Here is a 23,910-nt window from a genome sequence, read left to right as displayed (position 1 = left end):
AACGACCGTATCCACCCCGCCTGATCTGCGCAAACGATCCGGTTGAGAACGAGCCCAAGGAAGGAGCGGTTTCGCGCGGGTCGATACCGAAGGCGCGCGGGCCGCCGCCGGGCCGATACGAAAGTATCGCCGCCCGCACCCGCAAACCCTCGAAAACGCCGCGAACGGGAGGGGGCTCGGCTAGCGTCCGAAATGTTCGATCCGGAACGCGGCCATGCAGATGCGCCGCGCGCGAGAAAGGCCCGGACCAGTGTCGGGAACTGCGCACCGCCCTGCCGCTTTCGCCGCCGCCATTGCGGCGCTCCTGCTCTGCACCACCGTCGCCGCGTCCGCTGCGGCGTCTGGGGAGACCGCCGACTACGTCGACATCGTGCTGGCCGAAGGGAGCAGCAGGTGCGCGGTCGAGGGCGTCCAGGTCGACGCCGCGCCGCCGGCGACCGTCGCGATCGACGCTGACGAGATCGACTTCGACTGCAGCGGCGGCACCCGGTTCGACTTCGCCGGCGACACCGCGTTCGCGTTCGACGACGCGGCGGGCACCGCAACGGCGGAGGACGTGCGCATCGCCGCCACCAAGTTCGGGGTGACCTGCACGTACGAGGCCGCTCGGGTGGCCTTGGAGCGAGACGGCGCGTCTCGCTCTTATAGCGGCGGCCCGGTCGGCGCCAAGAAGGTCAAGGGCTCGTTCCTGTGCCCCGGCTCCGTGAACCTCGACAGGGCCGAGGTCGTGTTCCACCAGTGAGCGGGCCGGGCGGTCCCGCCCGGCCCTTCCCGTCACAGCACCGGCGGTGTCCGGTCCACCAGGGTGCCTTGCCGCGCCGCGGCGACGGCGTCCCGCCACGGCTGCGCCGCGGCCGGTTCGACGCCTTCGGGGACGCGTTCCTCGAGCAGGTCGAGTTCCAACTGCTGCAGGCGTTCCTGCGCCACCCGGACCGGGCCGAAGCTGCGCAGGAACCGGCGCCGCGAGCGCCGCCGCGAGAGCGTCTCGGCCTCGATCGGGGCGAGGTTCCCGGCCTGGACCTCCTCGGCCGAGACCTCGGCCCAGCGGGTGCGGAAGCGGCGGCGCACCACCAGGTACACGATCACGAGGACCACGAAGTTCACCAGGGGCTTGCCGATCGCGCCCGCGATCCCGCCGAACAGCGGGCTGTCGAACAGCCAGTGCATGCCCATCGCCAGCGCGAGGCACCCGACCGCGACCCACATGCGCCGCGGGAGCGTCCGGCCCGAGGCGCTCACCAGGTACCCGATGCCGGCGCCCGCGACGGCGCTCATCGCCCAGTGGGAGCCGATGCCGGTGAGCAGGATGCGGATCCACAGCACCTGCCCGGTCGCGCCGACCGGGTCCACGCCGCCTGACATGCCGATCGCGTTGAGCCCGTATGTGAAGTTCTCCATCAGCTGGAAGCCGAACCCGACGAGCGCGCCGTAGACGAAGCCGTCGGCGGCGCTGCGCACGAGCCGGGTCGAGACGCACGCGAGGAGCAGCACGCCGGCGGTCTTCACCAGTTCCTCGTTGACCGGGGCGGTCAACGCCGCGGCCCACTCGGCGGCGGTCTGGAGTCCGAGCGCCTCGGTCCAGGCGGTGAGCAGCAGCCCGTTGAGCAGCAGGGCGATGCCGCAGGCGGCGAAGGCGCCCCACATGAGCGCGAGCCAGGTGCCCGTCCACGGCGGGGCCTGCACGGGGCGCAGGAACCGGCGGGCCGCCCAGAGGGCGACCGCGAGGCTGAAGGCCAGCACGACGAGGTCGAGCACGGCGCTTCCGGGGAAGGCGAGCACGACCGGCAGGAAGTTCTTGTTCAGCGTCCACAGACCGAAGGCGGACAAGCCGATCAGGGTCCAGAATCCGACGGTCCGGGCGCTGACGGCCACGGGGCGCGGCATGACGACGTGGTTGTAGACGGTCATGACTCCTCCTCGAACGCGATCGTGTCGATGAGCGCGGCCGCGGCGGCGCGCGCGTCCTCGCCGGTTTGGGCGGGCGCGAGGATCTGCGCCTGCACGGCCCGCACCCCTTCGTCGTCGGGGAGGACGAAGGCCTGTCCGGTCCGGTCCCCGATCTGGAGGTCGCCTCGCACCCCGGTGAGGCCGGCCGCGTTGCGGTACTCGGCGGCTTCGGCGAGCCGCGCCTCGATCCCTTGGTGCCGTTCGATGTCGAGGAGCCGGTCGAGGCCGGTCCACATCTCGTCCGGGGTGGTCCCGTCCGGGAAGGTCACACTGGTCAGTTCGACCATCACGTCGCCGTGCACGAGCACGAGCCGGGAGTTGAGGTCGCTCAGGGCGTTGTCGACGGTCCACCCCTCGCCTGCCTGGACCGAGGCCCCCCGGTCGGCGCCGAACTCGATCACCGTGTCGGGCACCGGCTGCACCGTGTCGGGCTGCGACCGCTCGAAGGCGGCCTCGGCGCCGATGAGCGCGAGCAGCACCCCGACCACCGCGAGCGGCACCCATGTCCGGCTCCTGCCGCGCACTGCGTTCCCCGCGGCCCCTATGTCGTCCATGGGTTCAACATAGCCAGAAACGGGTCGCGTTAACCTGGGAAAACTCTCATCTTCGCGATTATTGGAGTATTCCTCATGATCCTTTTAGGGCGCGCCGTGGACGGCGGCCCCGTTGAGGAAGGTCTGCTGGATGTTCCACACGTCCGGGTTGAGGGCCATCCGCGCCGAGTACCACACCCGGTAGCCGGGCTTGCCGTACTCGGTGTCGGCGTACATGGTCGCCCGGTACAGGTGGTCGTGCATCGCCGGTTTGAGTCTCGGCACGGCCGAGAAGCGCTGGCTCGCGAAGCTCGTGGGCGTCGTTCCGTAGAGGAAGAGCAGGTCGCCGTTGCGGCCGGTGGAGGCGAGGTCGGTGTCGTTCAGCAGACCGATGTACGAGTCGCCGTTCTTGGCGACGTCCAGGTGCCACGGCTCCTTGCCGTTCTGCATGGTCCCCAGGCTCACCGTCTGCATTGGGCCCCAGTTGGCCTTCGCGGGGGTCGCTCCGCCTTCGAAGTAGACCATGCGGTTCGGCGACCGGTTGATCTCGATCGCCCACATGACCCAGCGTCCGTTCTCGTAGATGAGGGCGGGCGACAGCGGGCGGCGATCGGGCATGGAGCTCCGCAGGACCTCCGTGGGCGCCGACCAGTTGACGCCGTCGGTCGAGGTCGAGTACTTGATCCGCTCCTGTGCCGCATCCGGGATCACCACGCGCCAGAACACGTACAGGGTGTTGTTCGGGCCCATCTCCAGGTCGGTGTCGGAGTTGTAGGGGCCGGGCAGTCCTGGCTGGTCGTCGATCGGGTTGGTGAGGCCCGGTGGCACGACCCAGTTGACGCCGTCGTTGGACGCGGCGATGTTCGGGTCCTCCCAGGCCGAGTTGCTTCCGGGATAAGGGGTGTGCGCCATCCAGTACTCGTAGCCGTTCCAACCGCCGGGCACCCGGATGACGCCCGGGTGGGTGGTCTGTCCGCCGCCGGGGTTCTGCTGGGTCGGGATCGTTCGCTTCCCGCCGTAGGGACCCCAGACCCGGTCGGGGACCTCGGCCTGCTCCGGGACGACCGGTGCGCATGCCTTCAGGTCGGCCTCGCCCTGCACCACGATCGTCTCGAGGCGGCTCCCGTCCGCGGTGGTGCGGTCGATCTCCGCTTTCAGCACGACGCGGCTGGTGTCCCCGGGGACGATCGTCATTCCTGAGAGCGCGCCCTCGCCGGTCGGCGGCACCTCGGCGCCGGGTTGCAGGGTGCCCTGGAGGTCGCCTTCGCGCCAGGGGCTCGTTTCGGGGCCGGTCTGGACGTCGGTGCGGGCGACGGTATAGCGGTACTCCGGGTGGACGGGGGCGTCGATGTCATCAGTGAGCAGGAACTCCACCTCGAGTTCGCCCGATCCGCCGCAGGTCGCGGTGGCGAATTCGAGGACCGGTGCGGGGCTCCGCTGGGCTTGGGAGGGGAGGCCGACCATCATGGCGGCGAGCAGTCCGGAGGCACCCACGAGAAGCCGTCCGCGTGCGGTGAAGCGCATGTCGTTCCCTCTCTCCCTAATGGAATGGCGGTTCAGCCGGGGTGGGTGATGGTCAGTTCGAATCCGGTGATGAAGCCGATCGGTTCGGAGCCGGTGACGCCTTGCTCGCCTTCCCACAGCAGCGCCAGGCTCGGTATGGCGAAGGTCTGCTCCAGCGGAGGGAACGCCGGGTCCGCGACGGGTTCGGTCGGCAGCATTCTGATCGGCTGGGTGTAGAGGAAGTCCGTGCTGCTGGTGAGGCCCGGGACCATGTCTACTTTGAATTCGATGCCGGGGTTGAAGATGATCGACTGGGTCGACGTGTCGTACTGGAAATTCACTGGGATGCCGGGGCGCATCGCGAGGTAGACCTGGCCGAAGTCCGCCAGTTCGTCCGACGAGGCCACGAGGTTCGCGGCCACCATCGCCTGGTCCCCCTCAGGTCTCGCGAGGTCGACCTCGCCGGTGATTCCTCCGGTGGTGAACGTCTCGGTCTGCCCGATGATCTCGATCGTCGCCCCTGCAGTGGACAGCGCGACGCGCCGGTAGTTCGGACTTTCGTCCACGGCCTGCTCGGGCTCCCCGAGCATCGAGTGCCATGCGGAGGGAGGCGCGGCGGCGGTCAAGGTGGCGGCGAGCAAGACGACGATCGGCGCCGTGATCGCGACTACGGACACGCGGCGCCCGCGCAGGACGGAGCGTTTGCGTCCGGTGCGCCGTTCGGCCGATTCAGGTGTCATGAGGCCGCCCCTGTTCCCCTTGATGCTCGGTCACGTCGTTCCTTACCGGACGATAGCCACCCCGGCCCCGGGGCAGGTCGATTCGGCGGAAACTCCTGAACATGGGCTTCTCTCATCCTTTCCGGAATCAGGACCGAATCCACTATGTCTAGTTGAATGAGAATCGCCTGTATCGGCATTCGAAGTGGGCTTCGGCCCCGATCACGAAGGAAGAAGCATGGAAGACAGCACCATCCGCGGGCGCCTGGCCGGGTTCCGGCGCCGGTTCCTGATCTGGAGCACCGGCATCGCCGGCGTCGCGGCCCTCATCGTTCCGAACGCGGCGTTCGCCCAATCCCACGACGGCGCCGAAGCGGCCTCGCCCCAGCAGGTCCCCTCCGGGGACTACGACTACAACGGGGACGGGTTCGCCGACATCGTGGCCCGCAGGAACCCGACCGGAGCGCTGGAAGTCTGGCCGGGCAACGGCGACAGCGGCTTCGGCGCCCGCTACACCGTCGGCTTCGGCTGGAACGCCATGAACCTCATCGAGACCGCGGGCGACCTCAACGGCGACGGCCTGGCCGACCTCATCGCCAGGGAGGCCAGCACCGGGCGGCTGTACTTCTACCCCGGCAACGGCAGCACCTTCTCGCCGTTCCAGTCGATCGGCCGCGGGTGGGAGGTCATGAGCGCCATCGTCTCCGGGCACGACTACACCGGCGACGGCAACGTCGACATCATCGCCGTGGAAGCCGGCACCGGCACACTGTGGCTCTACCCGGGCACCGGCACGGGGGTCACCTTCGCCCAGCGGCAGAACATCGGGTCGAGCTGGAACCAGCTGCACGAGCTGACCGCGGTCGGGGACACCAACGAGGACGGCCACGCGGACGTCGTCGCGGTTCGCAACGTCGCCGACTGCATGTACTTCTACGCGGGACCGGGCAGCGAGAAGTTCAAGCCCGGAGTCCTGTTCGACTGCGGCTGGGACGTGCTGGAGGGGGCCGCCGCCGTCGGCGACTTCACCGGCGACGGCCACCTCGACTGGGTCGGCAAGGACCCTGACCACAACCACCTCTACCTGTTCCACGGAGACGGCACGGGCAGCTTCTTCAGCTCGCCCCCGATCGACTACGGCTGGAACTCGATGACGATCGCCTAACGGCGCTCGCCCGATGGCACACCGGCCGCCGCGGCCAGCGGCAGCCGGTCCATGAGGGCCTTCGCCGAGAACCGGTCCGCCAAGTGCGCCCAGGCCACGGCCTGCTGCGCGGCGTACGCGGCGGGGTCTCCGGCCAGCCGCTCGGCGACGGCCGCGACCTCCTCGGGCTCGCAGTAGACCGCGGCCGGACCGAACGCCGGCTCGAACCGGCGGTCCATGATCACCGGCACCCCCGCCGCCATCGCCTCGAGCGGCGCCCTGTCGCACGCCCCCAAGGCATCGGCCTCGGTGAAGCAGACCATCACGTCGATCGCCGCCAGGAACTCCCTGGTGCCCAGGGCGTCCGGCGCGGGCAGATGCACGGTCCAGTTCCCCGGCAGGCCGCCCAGCACCTGCGCCGGCGCCTCCGCGCCGCCCAGGACGTGGATCTCGAACGGCTCCCGGTCCGGATAGCTCGCCAGCAGCAGCTCCCGCTCCTCCGGCCACTTGAGACCGTGGTCGGCGGCGGCGCGGCCGATGCGGACGCTGCCGTCCGGGACCCGGCGGCCGTCCAGCCGCCACTGGTCGACCTCGACGACCTCGCCCCACGGCTCGGCCGCCAGGTCGAGGTCCGCGAACGCCTCCGCATGGTGCTCCCGCAGCACCGCCTGGACGAGCGGCCCGCCCGCGTACCAGGTGTGCTCCCCCAGCCAGTCCGTCACATGCCGGTCGACGGTCTCGACGCTCCAGACCTGGTCGCGCGGACCCGCCTCCCCGTACCGCTTGAACGGCGTCCGGTCGGCGACGACCGCGGTGCGCCCGGCCGCGATCCGCGGCCGCCGCTCGAGCGGGTGCATGAGCGCCAGCGGCGACCGCACGACCGCGAGCGCGCATCGGACCTCGTCGTCAAGGCCGATGCGGCGCACCGACTCCCCGTCGATGAGCGCCTGGACGCGGCGGGGCGGCGGCGGGTTCGGGTGCGTGCGGTACACCGGGTGGTGCAGCACCCCGACGCTGAGGCCGAGGTCCCGGCAGACGGCGATCTGGGCCGCGCTCGCGGCCGCGCCGCCCGGTTCGCCGCCGACGATGAAGACCACGTCGAAGGCCGAGCGCTCCGGCTCGGGCCGCCGCGACTTCTCATGCTCGGCCTGCCACGCGGCGACCGCCTGCAGCACCGCGTACCGGTCGCCGATCGGGATCCGCGTGTTGCGGGAGACGGCCCGCACCTCGCGCATCGCCGACTGCGGGAACCCGCCGTTCAGCGCCTCGAAGATGCGCCGCAGCCGCGGGTCGGCGTCGTCGAGCGGACGCACCCGCTCCGCGGCGGTCCGCTTGGCCGCGATGTCGCGCCGCAGCAGCCGGATGCGCAGCACCGTGCCCCAGTTGAGTCCGATGAGGACGGTCAGCACCAGGCCCGCGGCGAGGGCCGCGTACAGCGGGTCGAGCACGAGCAGCGGCAGCGTCGCGGCGGCCGCCGCGAAGGCGACGGCGGTGCGGCGGTCTACGCGGCGCGCAATGGCAGCGGCTTTCATCGGGCGCCTCCCAGGCTCGGTCGAACAGCGGATTCGGATTCGGTCGCAGCCCCAGCGGCGGCCTCAGGCACCGCAGCGGCGACCGCGCCGCCGACAGGTCCGGGCTTCGCGCCGAACTTGACGCCGAGCCCCTTCACCCTGCGCAGCAAGGCGTCCGGCGAGAACCGCTCCTCCACGACCCGCAGGCCCGCCGCGGCGCGCTCGGCGTAGTACGCGCGGTCCGCGCCCAGCTCGCGCACGCGGGCCTCGACCTCGCCGGGCTCGCAGTAGATCGCGCCGTCGCCGAACAGCTCGGCGAAGTCCGGCGAGAGGATGCACGGCACCCCCGCCGCCATGGCCTCCAGCGGCGCCCGCCCGAAGGCCTCCAGCAGGTTCTCGTCGATGAAGTACGCGTACACGTCGACCTCGCCGAGGAAGTCCACCGCGGACATCGAGCCGAACGGGTGCGAGGTCCAGCGCTCCGGGATGGTGCCCAGGATGCGTTGCAGCGCGTCATGGGCGCCGAGCATGTGCACCTCGATGCCCTCCGCGTCCGGGTACGCGGCGCGGAGGCGCTTGGCCATGTTCGGGAACTTCGTCACGTGGTCGCGGCTGTGCCGCCCCAGCCGGATCGGCTCGCCCTCGGCCCGGTGTCGGCGCCGGCGCGGCGTCCAGTCGGCGATGTCGATGGTCTCGTACCAGAAGTCCTCGGCGAGGTCGATGTCCGCCATCTCCTCGGCGTGGTGGGTGCGCAGCACGTCGCGCACGGCCGGACCGATCGCGTACCAGGTGTGCGGGCCGACCCAGTCGGTGACGTTGCGGTGCACCGCGCCGATGCTCCACGCGGTGCCGTAGCCGCCGGTCGGGCCGTACTCCTCGAAGGGCGTCTGGTTGACCAGGAGCACGGTGCGCGCCGCCTTGATCTCGGGCCTGTCCTCCATGATGTCTTCGAAGGCCACCGGGAAGCGCATGATCGCGAGATCGCAGTGGACGGTGTCGTCGGGGCCGATCTCGAAGACGCCGTCGTCGTCGAAGAGCGCGCGGATCTTCGGGTCGACGGGCCGACCCGCGGCGCGCTCCTTCACCGGGTGGTTGACGAGCCCCACGGTGAGCCCGGCCGACCGGTAGGCGAGGACTTCGGCCTCGTTGGCGGAGGTGGTGCCGCCCTTGAGGTTCAGCGTCGAGACGATGACGATGTCGACGTGCAGCGTGCGGGCCGGACGGCGGACGCGGGCGCGGTACGCGCAGAGCGCGGCGAGCGCGTGCATCTGGGTCTCGGTGTGGCCCCGCGCGGAGCCGCGCGCGAACTTCTCGAGGCGGGCCTTGGCGGAAGTGGACCAGCCGTGGTTCAGCTTCACCTCCCACGGCTCCACCAGGGCGAGCTTCTTGGCGGAGACGGTCGCGATGTCGGCCGCGTTGACCGACTCGGGTCCGGCCGCGTCGGCGCGGCCGCGGTCGAGCAGGCTGACCAGGCGCGACTGCATGCCGGCGGCGAGGAAGCACAGGACGGTGAGCGCGATGCCGGCCGGGAGCCAGGACTGCGGCGCCAGGACGCCGAGCACGGGGAGCAGCGGCGCGATGGCCGCCGTCGTCCACAACGGCCGTTTCTCGACGGCTCTCGCGATCTTGCGCAGGAGCCGGCGCTTGCCGCTGCGCGGCTGGGGCACGATCGGCTTCGGGCGCGGCGGGGCGCTCGGCGGCCAGCCCGCGACGGCGGGGAGGATGACGGCCCGCCACGCGGCCAGCGCGAGCAGCGACCCGGCCCAGACCGCGAGGCCCGCGCCCGCGACCCAGGGCAGGGCCGCGGGTTCGATCGCCTTCGCGGCCAACGCGGAGGCGGCCGCCGACGCGAGTCCGCCGGTGATCAGCAGCAGGTCGCCCCGGCGCAGGCCGCGGAACGAGCTCGGGCGGCGACGGTCCTGCGGTCGGTCTTCCGCCTCGGGTTGCGCCCGTTGCAGCAGGGGACGTCCGGCTGCGGGGTCGGCCGCGGTGGCCGAGGCACCCGCCACGCCCGCCGCGGACTCGGCGCTGCTGCCGGGTGCGGCGCCGTCGGCGGTTGCGGCGCTTGCGGCCGCCAGGGCGACGGCGGCTGTCGCGTCGGATGCGGCTCCGGCGGCGCCGGACGCGGAAACGGCGGCGGCCGCAGATGCGGCGGCGGGGTGAAGGGCATGCCCCTTCCCACCCGCATCCACCTCCGACCTTCCGAAGAAATGGGATGACTGTCCCACAGGGGTCCGACATTCGCCCGAATCCGAGACGGCGTCGGGTTCTGAGGCGGCGTCGGTCGCGGAGCGCGTGTTCGGGGCGCTCGCCGTGCATTCGGGCATGATCTCGATGCGGCGGGCGTCGAGGACGGGATGTTCGAAGCAGAGCAGTTCGGCGTACTCCTCAGTGGGGACGACGACGGGCGCTTTGTGGCGCGCCTCCATCTCCACGAAGTCGAGGCCGTGCGCGGCGGCGACCTTCAGGACCGTCCGGTCCATCAGCGCCTGCTCGGCGCACACCCCGGCCCAGTCGGGGCAGTGCAGCAGCCCGACCGCGACGCCCTCGTCAGCCCGGGTCGCCGCCTCGTCGAGCATCATGCGCCGCTTCGCGTCGAGCGCGCTCCAGTCCGCCGCGTAGATGCGGCCGTAGACGATCGCGCGGTTCTCCGCGTTCGAGCGCGTGATGTCGTTCGCGATCGGGAACGGCCGCGGCCGCGGCATCGACGCCATGAACGGCGACGCTTGCCCCCGCCCGATCGCGCGGTGCCACCGCGAGAACCCCGAGTGGTACGCGAACCGGCTCGGCAGCATCCAGTGCCGCGACACCTCGCCCGCCGACAGCGTGGACCCGTTGTACCGCACCGCGGTCAGCGGCCCCCCGCCCATCCGCAGCGCCGCCTGGTCGCCGAACGCCGCCTTGACGCGGAACCGGTACTCCGAGTCCGCGGTCTTGCGCACCTCGTCGTAGAAGCCGACCTTCTTCAGGACCGCGTCCGCCCGGATCATGATCGGCGTCGACCGCGCCGCGATCAGCGCGATCTGCGGATCGATCATCAGCGACAGGTCCTCCGCGACAGCGATGCACCGCGACTCGACCATCACCAGCCCGTCGTTCGAGAGCATCGGACGCACCTGCTTCGCCAGCCGCGTCGGATGCGACCAGTCGTCCGAGTCGAGCCCGGTGATGAACTTCCCCTTCGCAACGGCCATCGCCCGGTTGCGCGCCTGGTACGTGCCGGCGTTCTCCGGCTGGATGAGCAGCTTCACCCGCGGGTCGAGCGCGGCCGCCTCCAGCAGGATCGGCTCGTACTCGGGGCCGGACCCGTCGTCGACCAGCAGCAGCTCCCAGTTCTGCCACGTCTGCGCCACGACCGACCGCACCGCGGTCAGCAGCCCCTCCCCGGGCTGGAAGCAGGTCATGACGACCGAGATCATCGGCCCCTTCTCGATCGGCTTCAGCGGCGCGGTGCGCAGCCCGTCGAAGTGCAGGGGCGCACCGCGTTCGGGCGCTTCGAGTTCGGGCCAGTCGGTGAACCGCCTGAACTTCCGCAGGTACGCCCGCACGCTGCCGCCGAGGCGGGGGTGGGCGTTCTGGCAGTCGATCGAGTCCACCAGCATGGCGCTGATCCCGCTGTAGGACTGCAGCAGCTGCCGCACCTGCCGCTTGCGGCCGTGCAGGTGCGCGGTCGTCACATGCAGCTCGCGGTACTCGCGGGGCATCTGCGCGCCGAGCCTGCGATAGGCGAGGTCGAACAGGGCGAGCGCGTGCGTGCGCTGGTCGTCGGTCGTGGCCTTCATCGCGACGGATGCGGCGAGCGCGCACAGCGCTTCCAGGTTGAGCGCGGCCTTCGCGAGGCGCGGAACGCGCTCGCGGAGCGCGAGAAGCACATCGGGATCATCGGGGAAAGCGAGCTGCGCCAGAACCCGCAACGCGAGTCGCGAATTGTGGTACTGGCCCCACTCGTGGATGTCCTTGCAGCGCGCCGAACCCAGCGAATCGAGCGCCCGCTCGATCAGGGCATCGACGTTCGTCTGGCGCACCGCTTGCCTTGCATCGTGGCGGTCGGCAATTTCGCTCTGTCTGGTTTCGGGCACAGACTGGCGGCTTTGGATTTCGGGCAAACCGGTCATGGGCAGCTACTTTACGAGTTTTTCTGCCCTGATTCGGCGAATCATGCGGCGTGTTGCACCAATCGGAATCGCATCAAGCGTGCGGGAACGCTACCAATCGAGTGAACCGGTCGGCCCCCACCTGGGCCGACCGGTCGCTATTCGGCGATGAATTCCTTGGCGCGCTTCATGAGCCACGGGCACCACGGATCGCCGTTCCATGAGCCGTGCCATCGCGGCGCCAAATCCGCGCCGTCGAACCGGCAGACCTCGTGCGGACCCACGCCGTCGTCGCAGTCGATCAGGTATTCGCACGGCCCGTTCGGGTAGCGGGTCTGGTCCGGACCGAGCCGGTAGACCGAGAACAGCGCATGGCCCCTTGCGAAGTCGCCGAGGAAGCCGAGGGTCGCGAGACCGCCGTCCGACCGACGCCCGCGCCGCGAGCGCGGCTCCGGAGCCGCCGCCGCAACTGCGGTCTCACCCATCGCAGAACCTCACGGACGCCGGGTTTCGCTCGATCATGTGCCGCCCCATCGGCGACGGACGCCCCGGACGCGTCCGCTCCCCCAGCCGGTCGCCCACGTGCGCACCGACGATCACAAGGCTGAAGGCGCACTCCTCCACCCACACCTTCCAGTCCTCCTCCGCCCCACGCCAACCCGGGCCCCAGGTCGCTTTCAGGTTGCCCGAGTTGATCCCCGAGACGATGAGGACGATGTCTTCGCTCTGCCCGGTGTACACCTGAAACGAGTCCGGTGCTTCATTACTTGACACGCGAACCCGATAAGTGCGCAAGCTATCCCGGAACTCACCCCGCTCCAGACCGTTGCCTTGATTGACCAATGTTCTACCTCCCTTTCGAGCTGTCAGATTGCCGACAGTGCTTTCCCCGGCGACGAATCCTCGATACCTCGAATGTAGGCAGTGCGGTCGTGCAATGAAAGAACCTGCAGGTAGAACTTCTTCTAGCAGGTGCTTCCAGCAAGATCTACCGGAAAGTTTTGCACCACAAACCTTCCGGTCCTTCCTCCCTGTTGATTCGAACGGGCGGCCGAGTGTACCTTTTCCACTACAGTGCGTTCCCGCCAACGAATTCAGGGGGAGTCCGATGCCGCTCTCAAGACTCGCCGACTGGTACGTCCTAGCCGAGCTCAACGCGCTCGTTGAGGAAACCGATCTCACTCATCAGCAGATCGCAACTGAGGTCGGAGTGAGTTCACGGACCATCACGAACTACCTCAGCGGCGAGACCCGGCCAAAAGCAGGCATGGCAGCCTCCCTCGCCAAAGCTTGCGGCGGAACGGAAAAGCGAGCGAACTTCCTCTCTCATGTCATCAAGCAGCTGGACAGCGGAGGGATTGTTTCGGACCTCAGCCAGCGCAACATCTTCATCGTGGAGCGCGCCGAGGCGACCTCGGGCGAATTCTGGAAGTGGGAACCGTGGTACATCCCTGGCCCACTGCAGATCGAGCGCTACCACTTTGAAAAGCTGCCCGAAGCGAGCGCCAACCCCATGCAGAACTGGCAGCGACAGCACCGGCGGTTCCTGACCATCGGCAGCCGCCGCCCCCTGCCTGTCATGAAGTTCCTTACCAGCACCAACGCGCTGCGCCAGCTGAGCAACTGGGAATGGGCTGAGCGCCAGTTCAATCACCTCCTCAAGATCGACCGTTGGCCCAACTGCGAAATCCGGATCGTTGACGGATTGCACCAAGGCATTGACCACTCATTCGAGATCTTTCTTCCAGCCGGCCGCGCTGAGGCGGCACCGCCGTTCGTTTACGTCGAGGCACTGGATCAGAGCCGACACGTCGAGGAGCCCGAAAAGATCAGCTTGTACCATGACCGATGTAAGGGAATGTGGTCTGTTGGTTCAAGAATCGGAGGGCACTTGGATGACTGGATTTAGCGACTGGCGCAAAAGCACTCGCAGCAACAGCGGCGACGACAGCAGCTGCGTGGAATGCCGAGTGACCTGGCGAAAGAGCAGCCGCAGCGGCGGTGGTGATGACAGCCAATGTCTCGAAGCCCGCTCACAATTCGGCGCGTTCCAGGTTCGGGACTCGAAGCTTGGTCATGATTCCCCGATCTTCGACCTCGGGGCAGTCGACTTCAAAGCACTCCTCGCGGCCGCCGAATGATGGACGTCGAAGAGAAGAGCTTCCCGGGCTCCGCCGCGTACTGGGAACAGCGTTACGCCAAAGGGGGGAACTCCGGGGCGGGGTCGCGCGGCGCGCATGCCGAGTTCAAGGCCGAGGTGCTGAACCGGTACGTCGAGTCGCAGGGCATCGAGAGTGTCATCGAGTTCGGTTGCGGCGACGGGGAACAGCTCGCGCTCGCGAAATATCCGCGCTACCTGGGGCTGGACGTGTCTCCGACGCAGCTGCGTCGGACCATGGACCGGTTCGCGCACGATCCGTCGAAGAGCTTCGTGCATTACAACCCCGATGGTTTCTCGGACCAGGCCGGTTTCGTCACGGCCGACCTGTCGCTGTCGCTCGACGTGATCTTCCACCTCGTGGAGGACAACGTCTACGACCTGCACCTCGAGCATGTCTTCGGTGCCGCGCGGCAGCACGTCATTCTCTTCACGAGCGACGCCGACGACCCGGCCATGGCCGGGGAGTTCGCGCCCCATGTGCGGCACCGCCCGGTGCAGCGCGATGTCGCGGAGCGCTTCCCGGAGTGGGAGCTGCGCCAGCGCATCGACAACCCGCGCCCGTGGCGCACTGAAGGCGAATCGGGCTCAATAGCCGACTTCTTCATCTACGAGCGCACCGAGCCAGCGGCAGAGACCAGCTGACCCAGCGCTCCAAGGCGACATGTCGAGGGGCCGTCACCGCGAATCCGCGGCGACGGCCCTCATCGCGCTGGGCCGCTCAGGGGTCAGGGGCATCCCAAGTCGGATCTTCGCCCTATCGCCGGTGACCACCCATGCCCCGATCTCGTCACTCACTCCAGCGCCGCCCACGGATCCGGGGCTTCGTCATCATCTTCCTCATCGTCTTCGCCATCCTGGTCCTCCGCATCGGGCGACCAGAGGCCGATGCTCCAGACCAAGTAGCCGGGACCGTCGTGACCAGGCGGGGCGTATTCCGCGATCGAATGGCGCTGGCCGGCTTCGTAGCCCGGTGGGTGCAGGCCGAGCGAGAGCGCATAGTCGGCCAACCCGTCGCTGCCCAACTCCTCGAACTTGGCCCGCAACTCGGCGGCGATGTTCGGATCGCTGGAGACTACGAATTCCCGGAAGTCCTCGTTCATCGCAGTGCCTCCCCGGTTCCCTTGACGATCACTCGTTGATACCCGCCGTTCTCGAGCTCGGCATGGACGTAGAGGGTATACCCCTTCGGAAGGATCTTCGGAAGGTTCTCGTAGCATCCCTTCGGGTCTGCGCGGTCCAAGCCCTCGCACGGTGGAACATTGAGCCAGAGCGCCATGACCTTGGTCTTCGTGCGCCGCATGTAGGCCGCGACTCCGCCTTCGATATGCCATGTGGTCTTCATGGCGCGGTCGGAACGCCATGGGTCCTTCAGCTCCGGCGCGTCGAACACCTCGCCCCCGCGCTTGGCGCGGAGCAGCTGATGCAGCACTTCGTTTCCCTCGGAGTCGAACAACCCCGCGCGCGCTGATCCGGCCCTTGGCGTTCCTAGGCCACCGAATCGTCGAACCGCTCTCCCGGAGTGCGGGTTCCTCTGGCTGGGATTGAATCCTGAAGCGCCCGAGCTCGTACCCGAGGTAGCCGATGGTGCGGCGAGCGCATCCGGCGGGTCGTTCCCGCTGCCCTTCGTCGCGAGTAAAGCTCCTTGCTTGATGGCGAGGACTTTGGACTGGGCTTCGCCTATCCGATCCGCAAGCGAGGCAGCTTCGGCCATCAGCTCCTCGATGGCGTGCACGGCTGAACTCGCAAGATCTGCCGTGCCTTCCGCACCGAGGGCCGCGATCCGGCCCTGCAGTTCTTCCGCCTGTTGTCGGCACTCCGCGAGCTGCCCGGCAAGCTCTTCAGCTCCAGCCTTGTTGGCCGCGAGCGAAGCCGCGACGGCATCGACACTTGGCATCAGCGGCCTCCTACACATGTGGTGGTCCGTATTGTCGCGCAACGATGCGACTGCACACATCGGGCAGCTGCGCAGGTTCGTGGAGGTTTCAGGCGGGCGATCAGTCTCGTCCGGACTCGATAGAGTCGGTCGATGACCACCTCAGATGCCCTTGTCCGCCTGCCGAAAGCCGACTTGCACGTCCATCAGGAAGCGACCCGTTACCTCGACATCATCCTCGCCGAGCGGGAGGGTCGCGACCCGTACGACTGGGCGGCCTGGCGCCGGCGGCTCGCGGCTGAGGTCCCGCCCGGCAAGGAGCGCCTGCAGCAGATCGGCTCGATGCAGCCGGTCTCGATCGACCACGACGCCGAGGACGAGCTGTTCATCGGGCGGTTCGCGGCCCTGATGCGCGACCACGCCGCGGCCGGGGCGTGCTACGTCGAGATCCGCTGCGGCGGTGAGATCGCCACCCGAGACGGGTTCATGTCGATGTTTCGGCAGGCCGAGCGGCAGGTCCGCGCCGAGTATCCGCGATTGCACGCCGAGGCGATGGCGATCGTCATCGGTGCCGGCCAGGACCCCGAACGCGCCGACGCGTTCGCCGACTCCTGCATCCGCGCCGCCGACGAAGGGCTCGCCGGGATCGACTTCCTCTACTCCCCGTATGACACCGAGGCGGACTGGGCGCCCATGTACCGGCTGGCGGAGCGGTTCGCCGACGCCGGGTTGGGGATCACGGGTGAACTGTCCACGGCCAACATCGCCGCCGCCGCGCGCATGCCGGGCCTGACCAGGATCGGGCACGGCGTCCACGCCGCGGCCGACCCGGAGCTGCTGAAACTGCTGGTCGACCAGAGCGTGACGCTGGAGTGCGCGTTGACGTGCAACGAGTACTTCGGCGTGCTGCCCGAACTCGAGGAGCATCCGCTGCTGCGGCTGGTCGAGGCCGGGGTCGCGGTCACCTTGGCGACCGACAATCCGATCCAGCTCGGCACGACCATCGAGCAGGAGTACATTGCCGCAGCCGAACTCGGTCTGAGCTTGGACCAGCTCACGGGCTTCACCCGTAATGCGATCGAAGCGGCGTTCACCTCGGACGAGCGCAAGGCCACGATGCTCGGATACCTCGCCACCGCCTGAATGCCTCCAACAGCTTCCGGCGAGCTCCCCGGCCGTCGCGGGCTCGGGGTGGGTCGCAACGCTCAGGTGTTCTGGATCTGGTGCCCGCCCTGCTGGGTCCACCAGTCGCGGACCAGGCAGAAGGGGTGGCCGGCGGGGTCGGCGTAGACGCGCCAGCCTTGCTGGTCGTCAAGCAGCACAGCGCCGTTGGCGATGACTTCTGCTTGCGCCTCGTCGAGGTCGGGGACCGCGAAGTCGAGGTGGAACTGCTGCGGGTAGGCGGGGTCGGGCCATTGCGGGGGCCGGTAGTTCTCGACCGGCTGGAACAGGAGCACGAATCCCGATTCGAGGTGGAGGGTCGCGCCGCCGTCCGCGAGCGACCAGCGTCGGTCGGGCCGGTTGACCTCGCCGTCCAGAATGGAGTGGTAGAACTCGGCGAGCGTCGTGGGGTCCGGACAGTCCAGGACCACGCATTCGAAGTGAGCCTTCACCCCGGCATCGTAAGCGCAGGGTTCCGGAGCAGGGAACCGGATTCGGTCGGCGCGGTCAGGTCTGGCTGAAGGTGCGGCGGTACGCGGCGGGGGTCGTGCCGAGGTGGGCGCGGAAGTGGCGGCGGAGGTTCACCGCCGCGGCGAGGCCGACCCTGGTCGCGATGGACTCGATCGGGAGGTCGGTCTGCTCCAGGAGGACTCGCGCCGCTTCGATGCGCTGGCTGAGCAGCCACTGGCCGGGGCTGGTGCCCAGTTGCTCCTGGAACCGGCGGGCGAGGGTCCGGCTCGACATGCCCGCGTGCTCGGCGAGGCGCGCCAAGGTGAGCGGGGAGTCCAGGCGAGATGCGGCCCATTCCAGCAAGGGCGCCAGCGACTCGTCGGCCCTCGCGGGGACCGCCTGCGCCGCGTACTGCAGCTGGCTGCCCTCGCGTCGCGGCGGGAGGACCATGTTCCGGGCGACCTGCGCTGCGTACGCCGCGCCGTGGTCCGAGCGCACCAAGTGCAGGCACAGGTCGATGCCCGCGCCGGTGCCGGCGCTCGTGGCAACGTCGCCGTGGTCGATGTAGAGCACGTCCGCGTCCACCTCCACATCGGGGAACGCGGCGGCGAGGCGGGCCGTGTGGCGCCAGTGCGTGGTCGCGCGGCGGCCCGCGAGCAGTCCGGTCTGGGCCAGGACGAAAGCGCCGGTGCAGATCGCGGCGATCCGCGCTCCCCTCCGGTGGGCGGCCCGCAGCTCCTCGATGACCTCCTGCGGCACCGGCGAGCCGTGGGGCAGCCAGCCGGGGACGATCACGGTGTCGGCCTCCCGCAGGGCCTCGAGCCCCGCGTCGACGAGCATCGAGAAACCGACGCTGGTCGGCACCGGGCCGGGTCGCTCGGCGCAGGTGCGGAAGGTGTAGCGGGTCGGCACCCCGGACTGGGCCGTGCCGAAGACCTCGGCGGCGCAGCCGAGCTCGAACGGCGATTGGGGCGGACTGACCAGTGCCACCACGCGGTGCAGGCTCATGGCAAGAATGTACCTGTAGATGTCATTCGAGACTCTGGGCGCGGCCTCGATGCGCGGCGATAGTGGGCGGCATGGATCAGAACGATGCGACGAACGCGCTGCGAACCTCGGTAGCAGTGGACGGCCACCAGGCGAGCTACCTGACCGTGGACCGCGACGGCCCGCCGGTGCTGCTGCTGCACGGCACCTACTGGAGCCGCGTCTGGCTCCCGGTGCTCGACGGCCTCGCCGCCGCGGGCCTGCGGCCCATCGCAGTGGACCTGCCGGGACTCGGGCACTCCGACGGCGAGCTCGACCTGGAGACCGGCACCGTCCCGGCGCTCGCCGACTGGGTGGGCCGGTTCGCGACCGCGCTCGGGATCACCGGGCCGGTCGCCGTCGCGGGGCACGACATCGGGGGCGCGGTCGCCCAGCGCCTCCTCGTCCACGGTCCGGTGGCGGTGAGCAGGCTGGCGCTGGTCAACTCGGTCACCTACGACTCGTGGCCCGTGGGCAGCGTCGCCCGGTACCGCGACCCCGAGGCCGTCTTCACCGCTGAGGAGCTGCTCGGCGCGCGTCGGCAGGCCGTCACGACCGCATTGGCCGGTGCCGCAACGGAAGCATTGGTCGGCGAGTACCTGGAGCCGTGGACCCGGGAGGAGGTCCGCCGCAACTGGGTGCGCTACGTGGGCGCGGCCGACTGCCGCTTCACGATGGAGCTGCTGCCCGCGCTGTTGCGGTCCGAGACCCCAAAGCTCCTGGTCTGGGGCGAGGACGACCAGTTCCAGGGCGTTGCGTACGCCGAGCGATTCGTCTCGGAGGTCCCGCGCACGACGCTGGTGCGCGTGCCGGGCGCGGGACACATCCCCATGGAGAACGCGCCCGGCCGGGTCGCCGAGGCGCTCGCCGCGTTCTTCACCGCTTGGGGCTGCCCTGTGGATCAGGCCGGTCGCTGCCCAGTAAGTGCGCCCGCTCGCTGCGTGGCCGGCCCTCCGAATGCAGCACCGGAGTAGCCGCGCCACAGGCTCGGCGACGCTTGCGAGCCGTCAATCGGCGCTGCGAGCGGACCGACGGACTCGGATACGGCCGGTTCCCCGATGTACAGGACACGCCGGCCCTCACCCGATTGCGTCGATCAATGCGCGGGAACCCTCCGATCGGAGCGCGACGAGCCGCGAAGGAGGCCGCGATGGCGGACCCCGGAAGGCGTCCTTCCCCGGAGGAAGGCCGCAGCGACATCCGTCTGGCCTGGATCTCGCTGGCCGCAGTGCCGGTCGCGTACGCCGCGGCGGCAGTGCTGGGCAGCCTGATCCTGGAGGCCCAGGGCTACGAGATCGGTTCGGACCGCGCCGCACCGGTCGGGGCGAGCCTGATCGCCGGGATCCCCGCGACACTGGTGCTCCTCGCGCCTTGCGTCGGAGCGATCTGGTTCGGCTCCCGCGCCCGCCGTCGCGGGCGCCCCTCAGGCAAGGCCGCGGTCATCGCCGGATATGCGACCCTCGCGTTCCTCATCCTCACCAACATCCTGGGGTTCTTCATCGGACGCTGAAACGGTCGATCTCGGTCCGCGTCCAGGAAGCGGCGATTGCGGCGTCCGGCCGTGACGGAGCCCTGTCGCCCCCAGAATGAGGGGAGCAGGAGCGGACCGCGGAGGGCACGGCATGCGAGACGACAAATACGCCGACATCGGCATCCTGGTGGGCGTGGACGGCTCGACGTCGTCAGTGCGCGCCCTGCGCTGGGCGTTGAAGGAGGCCGAAGCCACTGGCCGGCGGATCACCGCACTCCGGGTGCTGGACCTGGCCACCGACACCGGAATGGCGATGACCGTGCCGCGCACCTCCGACATCGTGGCCGAGGCCAAAGCGGCGCTGGACGACACCGTGCACCGGGCCGCGTTCGGCGAGCCCCGCGTCCCCCTGCAGACGCGCGTGGAGCACGGCCATCCGGCCGCGGTGCTCATCGACTACTCCGAACACGCCGACCTCCTCGTAGTCGGCCGTCGCGGCCGCGGCGGGTTCGCCACGGCCCTGCTCGGGGCGGTGAGCCAGTACTGCGTCCACCACGCCCGGTGCCCGGTGGTCGTCATCCCGAGCCCGCCGGAGACCGGACCCGGGGAACTCGCGGCTGAAGGCCGCGCCTAGGACCGGCCATGGTCGGGTCGGCGCGATCGCGCCGCAGACGGGCACCTGGGACGGACCTAGCGGGCCGGGCGCATGAGGAGGAGGCCCTCTCCCCACTCGTCGAGGGTCTTCTCGTGGCCTGCGTTGCGGGCCAGGGGCTCCACCTGGGCGAAGACCTGGCGCTGCAGGGTCGTGTCGCCGGTGGCGGTGATGCGGCCGATGGCGTCGAGGAGCGCGGCCGAGTCCCAGTCCCGCAGCGGGTGGCGCTCGAGCTCCCATTCGAGGGCCTTGTTGTAGGGTCGCGGCCGCAGCTCCAGGGTGAAGAGCAGGTTCAGGAGCCAGCCGACGCTCTCGGCCGCGTCGAGGCGGGACGCCAGGTCGCGGCCGTCGCGGTGGTTCTTGACCGAGCGGTACAGCAGGTTCTGGTAGCCGTCCAGGAACTCGGCGGCCTCGTCGAAGGCCTTCCGTTCATCGAGGCGGCCCTTGGCCGCGAGGTACTCGGTGACGGCGCCTCCGGTGCGGTCCAGGACCACTCGGCTCCTGGCGAGCGCGTAGCGCGTGTACTCCGGGAGGACGTCGCCGAGGAGGTCGTTGAGCGGCAACACGTTCAGGTCGAGCGTGGAGCTGCGCATGCCGTGGAGCCGCGCGAGTTCCGCCTGCGCGCCTTCGGCGGTGATCACGAACAGGTCGTGGTCGGAGTGCGCGGTCGTCAGGCCCTCCATGGACTGGGAGCCGATGAGGAAGAGCCCGACCACGGCGGGGTCGGCTTCGGCGATGCGGACGGCGTCGTCGTACGTGAGCGGCTGCGTTTCGGTCATGCCCGTTGTCTAGCAGTCCCTGCGCGGCAGGGGAAGCGGTTTACCGGGCGGTCAGCCGACAAGGTCGCGTTTGGGGCGGACCACGCAGAACTCGTTGCCCTCCGGGTCGGCCAGGACCGTCCAGGACTCGTCGCCGGTCTGTCCGATGTCGACACGGGTGGCGCCGAGCTCGATGATGCGCTCGATCTCCGCGAGCCGGTCCTCCGCGCTGTCGGCGTTGAGGTCGAAATGCAGGCGGTTCTTCACCCGCTTGGGCTCGGTGACCGGCATGAAGCACAGCCCCCAGGCCGCGTCCCGGTCCGGGCCGACGATGACCTCGCGCTCGCGTTCGGAGACGACCTGCCAGCCCAGGACCGCGGCCCAGAAACGGGAGAGACCGGGCAGGTCGTGCGCGTCGATGACGATGTGGTGGATAGCAACTGCCATCGCCGCAGTATGCGCCGCCGCGTTGCGCGGCGCGGCGCGGGTTCGCTTGCGGGGCTTGGGTTGCGGAAAACAGGCGCGAGGAGGGCTCGCGATCCTTAGACTGCGGGGATGGCGATTCGATGGACGACCGCGTTCTGGGACTACCCCGCTGAAGGTTTCGAGAGCGGCATCGCGTTCTGGCTCAAGGCGACCGACTCGACCCTGTCGGCGCGGCGCGGCCCGGACGGCGAGTTCGCGACCCTCATTCCGGCCGGGGGCGACCCGTACCTGCGGGTGCAGCGCATCCGGGAGGGCAAGGGCGGCAGCCACCTCGACCTGCATGTGGACGACGTCGAAGCCGAGGCGGAGCGCGCGGTCGAGCTCGGTGCGAGCGCGGTCCACCGCGAGCCGGGGCTCGTCGTGCTCCACTCCCCTGCCGGGTTCGCGTTCTGCCTGGTCAGGCATTATGGCGAGACGACGGTGCCGCCGTCGCTCGGCTGGCCGGGCGGGCAGCGCAGCCGCACCGACCAGATCTGCGTCGACATCCCGCCGCAGGCCTTCGACCACGAGCTGGCGTTCTGGCAGATGTTCACCGCCTGGCGGCAGACCCTCACCGATTCCCGGGAGTTCCGGCGGCTCCTGCCGCCGCCGGAGCTTCCGTTGCAGTTCCTGCTGCAGCGCTTGGACTTCGCCGAGAAGGGCCAGGTGGCGACCGCGCACATGGACCTCGCCTGCTCGGACATCGACGCCGAGACCGAGCGGCACGTCGGGCTCGGGGCCGAGACCGTGCGCCGCCACCACTGGTGGCAGGTCATGCGCGACCCCGGCGGCCTCGAGTACTGCATCACCGCCCGCGATCCCGAGGTCGACCTGCACCCGATCGCTTGAGCGCGAACGCCTCCCGCCGCGAGCGGGAGGCGCTGCCGCGCCTCAGGACTCGGGGAGGCGCCTCCCGAGGACGGGGATGAGGATCGCCGCGACGATCAGGTGCAGGACCGCGAGGAACACCTTCGTGCCCCAGGTGGCGTCGGTGAGGATCACCGGGAACCACTCGAGCACGAAGACCGCGCCCGCGCCGATGCGCCAGACCAGGACCGCGCGGCGCTTCGCGAAGCGGTCGAGGACCGCGCGGGCCAGCCAGCCCAGGCCGCCGAAGAGCAGCACGGAGGCGGCGACGTTCACGATGCCGATCGGCACCGCGTCCATGCCGGGCTGGCTCGCGGTGAGCTCGACTCCCGCGAGGTACGCGACGACCCAGGCGAGCGCGGTCGCGACCAGTGCGGCGCCGAGGGCGAGCAGGCGGGTGCGCCAGACCGGGGCGGCGGCCCGCACGGGAACTTGTTCATCCAATTTGGACATATATCGACTCCACTGCCTTGAGATACGTTTCGGGGGAACGCTTTCGAAGGTAAGGCGGGGAGCCGGGGCCGCCCATCATCGAGCGTCCCGGGTTCATACGCGATCGTCCTCGGCCCTCCCGCGCGGCGTCACCGCTGGCTAGGGTTGCGGCATGGATGTGCTCAGCGACGTACTGGCAGTGCTGCGGACCGGACGGCCCTTCGCCGCCCGGTTCTCGCTCAACGCGCCCTTCGCCGACCACCGGCGCAGCCACCCCCACGGCTTCGGCGTCCAGGTCATGGTCCGCGGCGACGCGTTCGTGACCACCGAGGACGGCGAGGTCATCGAGGTGCGGGAAGGCGACGTGCTCGTCACGCCCCGCGGCAGCGCCCACACCGTCGTCTCCGATTCGCTTGGGGCGCAACCCGTCACCGAATGCGAAGACGAGACCCCCGCCGGGCTCATCGTCCGCTCCGCCGACGACCCGGACGCCTCGCACGTGATGGTGTGCCTCGCCTACGACCTCGCGCCCGGCCGCGCCCACCCCCTGCTCGGGGCCATGCCCGACTTCACGCGCATCCCCGCCGACCCGGCCGCGCGGCCCGGGCTCGCGGGCGCGATCGCCATGCTCGAGACCGAACTGCGCGCCGAACGCGGCGGCGGCGACACCCTCGTGCCCGCCCTGCTCGACGCGGTCCTGATGTACCTGCTGCGCGCCGTCCTCGAAGGGAACGACCGCCACTGCGGCTTCGACGGCTGGGCCGCCGCGCTCACCGACCGCTCCATCGGCGCGGCCGTCCAGGCCATCCACGCCGAACCGGCCCGGCAGTGGACGGTCAGTTCGCTCGGCGAGGTCGCCGGGCTCTCCCGGTCGGCGTTCTCGCGCCGGTTCACCGAGCTCGTGGGCCAGCCCCCGTTGAGCTACTTGACGTTCTGGCGCCTCACCCTCGCCGCGCGGCTCCTCGCCGACACCGACGCGCCGCTCGCCGCGGTCGCCCGGCAGGTCGGGTACGCCTCCGAGTTCGCGTTCGCGGCCGCGTTCAAACGCGACTTCGGGCAGCCGCCCGGCCGCTTCCGCAAACGCGCCCCCGCCTGCGACCCGGCGGTGCCGGCGTTCCAGCGCGAAGCCGTGCCCGTCTGACG

At 69.9% G+C, this 23,910-nt stretch carries 25 protein-coding genes; 11 read left to right on the top strand and 14 right to left on the bottom strand.

Annotation, left to right across the window (positions count from 1 at the left end; genetic code table 11):
- The first annotated feature begins 250 nt into the window (after nucleotides 1–250).
- A complete protein-coding gene (locus AB0K52_RS00430) occupies nucleotides 251–742 on the top strand; it encodes a hypothetical protein (protein WP_363524030.1) in 492 nt (163 codons plus the stop codon).
- A 32-nt stretch (nucleotides 743–774) separates the two neighbouring features.
- On the opposite strand, the gene AB0K52_RS00425 is transcribed toward AB0K52_RS00430, so the two are convergent.
- The 4 genes from AB0K52_RS00425 to AB0K52_RS00410 form a co-directional block, all read right to left on the bottom strand.
- On the bottom strand, nucleotides 775–1,908 hold the full coding sequence (locus tag AB0K52_RS00425; protein WP_363524027.1) for a PrsW family glutamic-type intramembrane protease: 1,134 nt from the start codon (nucleotides 1,906–1,908) through the stop codon (nucleotides 775–777).
- On the bottom strand, nucleotides 1,905–2,501 hold the full coding sequence (locus AB0K52_RS00420; RefSeq protein WP_363524024.1) for a hypothetical protein: 597 nt from the start codon (nucleotides 2,499–2,501) through the stop codon (nucleotides 1,905–1,907). Before AB0K52_RS00420 ends, AB0K52_RS00425 begins: the two co-directional genes overlap by 4 nt.
- A gap of 84 nt (nucleotides 2,502–2,585) precedes the next feature.
- Nucleotides 2,586–4,004 carry a hypothetical protein gene (locus AB0K52_RS00415; protein WP_363524021.1) on the bottom strand — a complete coding sequence of 473 codons (1,419 nt, stop codon included), beginning with the start codon at nucleotides 4,002–4,004 and terminating at the stop codon, nucleotides 2,586–2,588.
- A gap of 32 nt (nucleotides 4,005–4,036) precedes the next feature.
- Nucleotides 4,037–4,723, bottom strand: a complete 687-nt coding sequence (locus AB0K52_RS00410; RefSeq protein WP_363524018.1) for a hypothetical protein — start codon at nucleotides 4,721–4,723, stop codon at nucleotides 4,037–4,039.
- A gap of 217 nt (nucleotides 4,724–4,940) precedes the next feature.
- Between AB0K52_RS00410 and AB0K52_RS00405 the strand changes: the two genes are divergently transcribed.
- A complete protein-coding gene (locus AB0K52_RS00405) occupies nucleotides 4,941–5,867 on the top strand; it encodes a VCBS repeat-containing protein (protein WP_363524015.1) in 927 nt (308 codons plus the stop codon).
- On the opposite strand, the gene AB0K52_RS00400 is transcribed toward AB0K52_RS00405, so the two are convergent.
- From AB0K52_RS00400 to AB0K52_RS00390, 3 genes are all read right to left on the bottom strand, one after another.
- Nucleotides 5,864–7,378 (bottom strand): hypothetical protein, encoded by a 1,515-nt coding sequence (locus tag AB0K52_RS00400; RefSeq protein ID WP_363524012.1) that lies wholly within the window; start codon nucleotides 7,376–7,378, stop codon nucleotides 5,864–5,866. The genes AB0K52_RS00405 and AB0K52_RS00400 overlap by 4 nt on opposite strands.
- Nucleotides 7,375–11,382, bottom strand: coding sequence for a glycosyltransferase (locus tag AB0K52_RS00395; protein ID WP_363524009.1), 4,008 nt, complete (start codon nucleotides 11,380–11,382; stop codon nucleotides 7,375–7,377). The genes AB0K52_RS00400 and AB0K52_RS00395 overlap by 4 nt, the downstream gene beginning before the upstream one ends.
- 227 nt (nucleotides 11,383–11,609) lie before the next feature.
- Nucleotides 11,610–11,936 carry a hypothetical protein gene (locus tag AB0K52_RS00390; protein ID WP_363524006.1) on the bottom strand — a complete coding sequence of 109 codons (327 nt, stop codon included), beginning with the start codon at nucleotides 11,934–11,936 and terminating at the stop codon, nucleotides 11,610–11,612.
- 623 nt (nucleotides 11,937–12,559) lie between these two features.
- Between AB0K52_RS00390 and AB0K52_RS00385 the strand changes: the two genes are divergently transcribed.
- From AB0K52_RS00385 to AB0K52_RS00375, 3 genes are all read left to right on the top strand, one after another.
- On the top strand, nucleotides 12,560–13,360 hold the full coding sequence (locus tag AB0K52_RS00385) for a Scr1 family TA system antitoxin-like transcriptional regulator (RefSeq protein WP_363524003.1): 801 nt from the start codon (nucleotides 12,560–12,562) through the stop codon (nucleotides 13,358–13,360).
- Between the two features lie 61 nt (nucleotides 13,361–13,421).
- On the top strand, nucleotides 13,422–13,592 hold the full coding sequence (locus tag AB0K52_RS00380; protein ID WP_363524000.1) for a DUF397 domain-containing protein: 171 nt from the start codon (nucleotides 13,422–13,424) through the stop codon (nucleotides 13,590–13,592).
- Nucleotides 13,589–14,254, top strand: coding sequence for a class I SAM-dependent methyltransferase (locus AB0K52_RS00375; protein WP_363523997.1), 666 nt, complete (start codon nucleotides 13,589–13,591; stop codon nucleotides 14,252–14,254). The genes AB0K52_RS00380 and AB0K52_RS00375 overlap by 4 nt, the downstream gene beginning before the upstream one ends.
- A 149-nt stretch (nucleotides 14,255–14,403) precedes the next feature.
- Here the strand turns inward: AB0K52_RS00375 and AB0K52_RS00370 are convergent, their stop codons facing one another.
- Nucleotides 14,404–14,712 (bottom strand): hypothetical protein, encoded by a 309-nt coding sequence (locus AB0K52_RS00370; RefSeq protein WP_363523994.1) that lies wholly within the window; start codon nucleotides 14,710–14,712, stop codon nucleotides 14,404–14,406.
- Entirely contained in the window at nucleotides 14,709–15,506 is a 798-nt protein-coding gene (locus AB0K52_RS00365; RefSeq protein ID WP_363523991.1) for a DddA-like double-stranded DNA deaminase toxin, read from the bottom strand. Before AB0K52_RS00365 ends, AB0K52_RS00370 begins: the two co-directional genes overlap by 4 nt.
- Nucleotides 15,507–15,638: 132 nt before the next feature.
- On the opposite strand from AB0K52_RS00365, the gene AB0K52_RS00360 reads away from it, so the two are divergent.
- Complete coding sequence (locus AB0K52_RS00360) at nucleotides 15,639–16,628, top strand: hypothetical protein (RefSeq protein WP_363523988.1); 990 nt, start codon at nucleotides 15,639–15,641, stop codon at nucleotides 16,626–16,628.
- Between the two features lie 62 nt (nucleotides 16,629–16,690).
- Here the strand turns inward: AB0K52_RS00360 and AB0K52_RS00355 are convergent, their stop codons facing one another.
- Together AB0K52_RS00355 and AB0K52_RS00350 are read right to left on the bottom strand one after the other, a co-directional pair.
- Nucleotides 16,691–17,098: a VOC family protein gene (locus AB0K52_RS00355; protein WP_363523985.1), complete on the bottom strand. Its 408-nt coding sequence runs from the start codon at nucleotides 17,096–17,098 to the stop codon at nucleotides 16,691–16,693.
- 55 nt (nucleotides 17,099–17,153) lie between these two features.
- Nucleotides 17,154–18,104 carry a helix-turn-helix domain-containing protein gene (locus tag AB0K52_RS00350; protein ID WP_363523982.1) on the bottom strand — a complete coding sequence of 317 codons (951 nt, stop codon included), beginning with the start codon at nucleotides 18,102–18,104 and terminating at the stop codon, nucleotides 17,154–17,156.
- A gap of 71 nt (nucleotides 18,105–18,175) precedes the next feature.
- Here AB0K52_RS00350 and AB0K52_RS00345 point away from each other — a divergent pair, with 71 nt between their 5' ends.
- The 3 genes from AB0K52_RS00345 to AB0K52_RS00335 all read left to right on the top strand — a co-directional run bounded on the left by AB0K52_RS00345 (nucleotide 18,176) and on the right by AB0K52_RS00335 (nucleotide 20,227).
- Nucleotides 18,176–19,096 carry an alpha/beta hydrolase gene (locus AB0K52_RS00345; RefSeq protein WP_363523979.1) on the top strand — a complete coding sequence of 307 codons (921 nt, stop codon included), beginning with the start codon at nucleotides 18,176–18,178 and terminating at the stop codon, nucleotides 19,094–19,096.
- Between the two features lie 176 nt (nucleotides 19,097–19,272).
- The gene (locus AB0K52_RS00340) at nucleotides 19,273–19,632 is read left to right on the top strand and encodes a hypothetical protein (protein ID WP_363523976.1); all 360 of its coding nucleotides are present in this window, start codon (nucleotides 19,273–19,275) and stop codon (nucleotides 19,630–19,632) included.
- Nucleotides 19,633–19,744: 112 nt separating this feature from the next.
- Complete coding sequence (locus tag AB0K52_RS00335; RefSeq protein ID WP_363523973.1) at nucleotides 19,745–20,227, top strand: universal stress protein; 483 nt, start codon at nucleotides 19,745–19,747, stop codon at nucleotides 20,225–20,227.
- A 56-nt stretch (nucleotides 20,228–20,283) separates the two neighbouring features.
- Here AB0K52_RS00335 and AB0K52_RS00330 read toward each other — a convergent pair whose 3' ends face one another.
- Both AB0K52_RS00330 and AB0K52_RS00325 read right to left on the bottom strand, forming a co-directional pair.
- Nucleotides 20,284–21,024: a hypothetical protein gene (locus tag AB0K52_RS00330; protein ID WP_363523970.1), complete on the bottom strand. Its 741-nt coding sequence runs from the start codon at nucleotides 21,022–21,024 to the stop codon at nucleotides 20,284–20,286.
- A 51-nt stretch (nucleotides 21,025–21,075) separates the two neighbouring features.
- Nucleotides 21,076–21,450: a VOC family protein gene (locus AB0K52_RS00325; RefSeq protein WP_363523967.1), complete on the bottom strand. Its 375-nt coding sequence runs from the start codon at nucleotides 21,448–21,450 to the stop codon at nucleotides 21,076–21,078.
- 108 nt (nucleotides 21,451–21,558) lie between these two features.
- On the opposite strand from AB0K52_RS00325, the gene AB0K52_RS00320 reads away from it, so the two are divergent.
- Nucleotides 21,559–22,317 carry a VOC family protein gene (locus AB0K52_RS00320; protein WP_363523964.1) on the top strand — a complete coding sequence of 253 codons (759 nt, stop codon included), beginning with the start codon at nucleotides 21,559–21,561 and terminating at the stop codon, nucleotides 22,315–22,317.
- Between the two features lie 42 nt (nucleotides 22,318–22,359).
- Here AB0K52_RS00320 and AB0K52_RS00315 read toward each other — a convergent pair whose 3' ends face one another.
- The gene (locus tag AB0K52_RS00315; protein ID WP_363523961.1) at nucleotides 22,360–22,788 is read right to left on the bottom strand and encodes a DUF6069 family protein; all 429 of its coding nucleotides are present in this window, start codon (nucleotides 22,786–22,788) and stop codon (nucleotides 22,360–22,362) included.
- 151 nt (nucleotides 22,789–22,939) lie between these two features.
- On the opposite strand from AB0K52_RS00315, the gene AB0K52_RS00310 reads away from it, so the two are divergent.
- Complete coding sequence (locus tag AB0K52_RS00310; protein WP_363523958.1) at nucleotides 22,940–23,908, top strand: AraC family transcriptional regulator; 969 nt, start codon at nucleotides 22,940–22,942, stop codon at nucleotides 23,906–23,908.
- The last annotated feature ends 2 nt before the right edge of the window (nucleotides 23,909–23,910 follow it).

The sequence above is a fragment of the Glycomyces sp. NPDC049804 genome, from assembly GCF_040674615.1.
Lineage (GTDB): Bacteria > Actinomycetota > Actinomycetes > Mycobacteriales > Micromonosporaceae > Glycomyces > Glycomyces niveus.
This window is presented reverse-complemented; position numbering and strand designations above follow the sequence as displayed.

What these genes read in the sequence shown, in the direction of transcription:
- AB0K52_RS00340 (WP_363523976.1), top strand. Translation starts at nt 19,273, where the DNA reads ATGGCGGACCCCGGAAGGCGTCCTTCCCCGGAGGAAGGCCGCAGCGAC.
- AB0K52_RS00420 (WP_363524024.1), bottom strand. Translation starts at nt 2,501, where the DNA reads ATGGACGACATAGGGGCCGCGGGGAACGCAGTGCGCGGCAGGAGCCGG.
- AB0K52_RS00360 (WP_363523988.1), top strand. Translation starts at nt 15,639, where the DNA reads ATGACCACCTCAGATGCCCTTGTCCGCCTGCCGAAAGCCGACTTGCAC.
- AB0K52_RS00330 (WP_363523970.1), bottom strand. Translation starts at nt 21,024, where the DNA reads ATGACCGAAACGCAGCCGCTCACGTACGACGACGCCGTCCGCATCGCC.
- AB0K52_RS00390 (WP_363524006.1), bottom strand. Translation starts at nt 11,936, where the DNA reads ATGGGTGAGACCGCAGTTGCGGCGGCGGCTCCGGAGCCGCGCTCGCGG.
- AB0K52_RS00405 (WP_363524015.1), top strand. Translation starts at nt 4,941, where the DNA reads ATGGAAGACAGCACCATCCGCGGGCGCCTGGCCGGGTTCCGGCGCCGG.
- AB0K52_RS00310 (WP_363523958.1), top strand. Translation starts at nt 22,940, where the DNA reads ATGGATGTGCTCAGCGACGTACTGGCAGTGCTGCGGACCGGACGGCCC.
- AB0K52_RS00385 (WP_363524003.1), top strand. Translation starts at nt 12,560, where the DNA reads ATGCCGCTCTCAAGACTCGCCGACTGGTACGTCCTAGCCGAGCTCAAC.
- AB0K52_RS00345 (WP_363523979.1), top strand. Translation starts at nt 18,176, where the DNA reads ATGGATCAGAACGATGCGACGAACGCGCTGCGAACCTCGGTAGCAGTG.
- AB0K52_RS00410 (WP_363524018.1), bottom strand. Translation starts at nt 4,723, where the DNA reads ATGACACCTGAATCGGCCGAACGGCGCACCGGACGCAAACGCTCCGTC.
- AB0K52_RS00315 (WP_363523961.1), bottom strand. Translation starts at nt 22,788, where the DNA reads ATGTCCAAATTGGATGAACAAGTTCCCGTGCGGGCCGCCGCCCCGGTC.
- AB0K52_RS00400 (WP_363524012.1), bottom strand. Translation starts at nt 7,378, where the DNA reads ATGAAAGCCGCTGCCATTGCGCGCCGCGTAGACCGCCGCACCGCCGTC.
- AB0K52_RS00425 (WP_363524027.1), bottom strand. Translation starts at nt 1,908, where the DNA reads ATGACCGTCTACAACCACGTCGTCATGCCGCGCCCCGTGGCCGTCAGC.
- AB0K52_RS00350 (WP_363523982.1), bottom strand. Translation starts at nt 18,104, where the DNA reads ATGAGCCTGCACCGCGTGGTGGCACTGGTCAGTCCGCCCCAATCGCCG.
- AB0K52_RS00375 (WP_363523997.1), top strand. Translation starts at nt 13,589, where the DNA reads ATGATGGACGTCGAAGAGAAGAGCTTCCCGGGCTCCGCCGCGTACTGG.
- AB0K52_RS00335 (WP_363523973.1), top strand. Translation starts at nt 19,745, where the DNA reads ATGCGAGACGACAAATACGCCGACATCGGCATCCTGGTGGGCGTGGAC.
- AB0K52_RS00320 (WP_363523964.1), top strand. Translation starts at nt 21,559, where the DNA reads ATGGCGATTCGATGGACGACCGCGTTCTGGGACTACCCCGCTGAAGGT.
- AB0K52_RS00415 (WP_363524021.1), bottom strand. Translation starts at nt 4,004, where the DNA reads ATGCGCTTCACCGCACGCGGACGGCTTCTCGTGGGTGCCTCCGGACTG.
- AB0K52_RS00365 (WP_363523991.1), bottom strand. Translation starts at nt 15,506, where the DNA reads ATGCCAAGTGTCGATGCCGTCGCGGCTTCGCTCGCGGCCAACAAGGCT.
- AB0K52_RS00325 (WP_363523967.1), bottom strand. Translation starts at nt 21,450, where the DNA reads ATGGCAGTTGCTATCCACCACATCGTCATCGACGCGCACGACCTGCCC.
- AB0K52_RS00370 (WP_363523994.1), bottom strand. Translation starts at nt 14,712, where the DNA reads ATGAACGAGGACTTCCGGGAATTCGTAGTCTCCAGCGATCCGAACATC.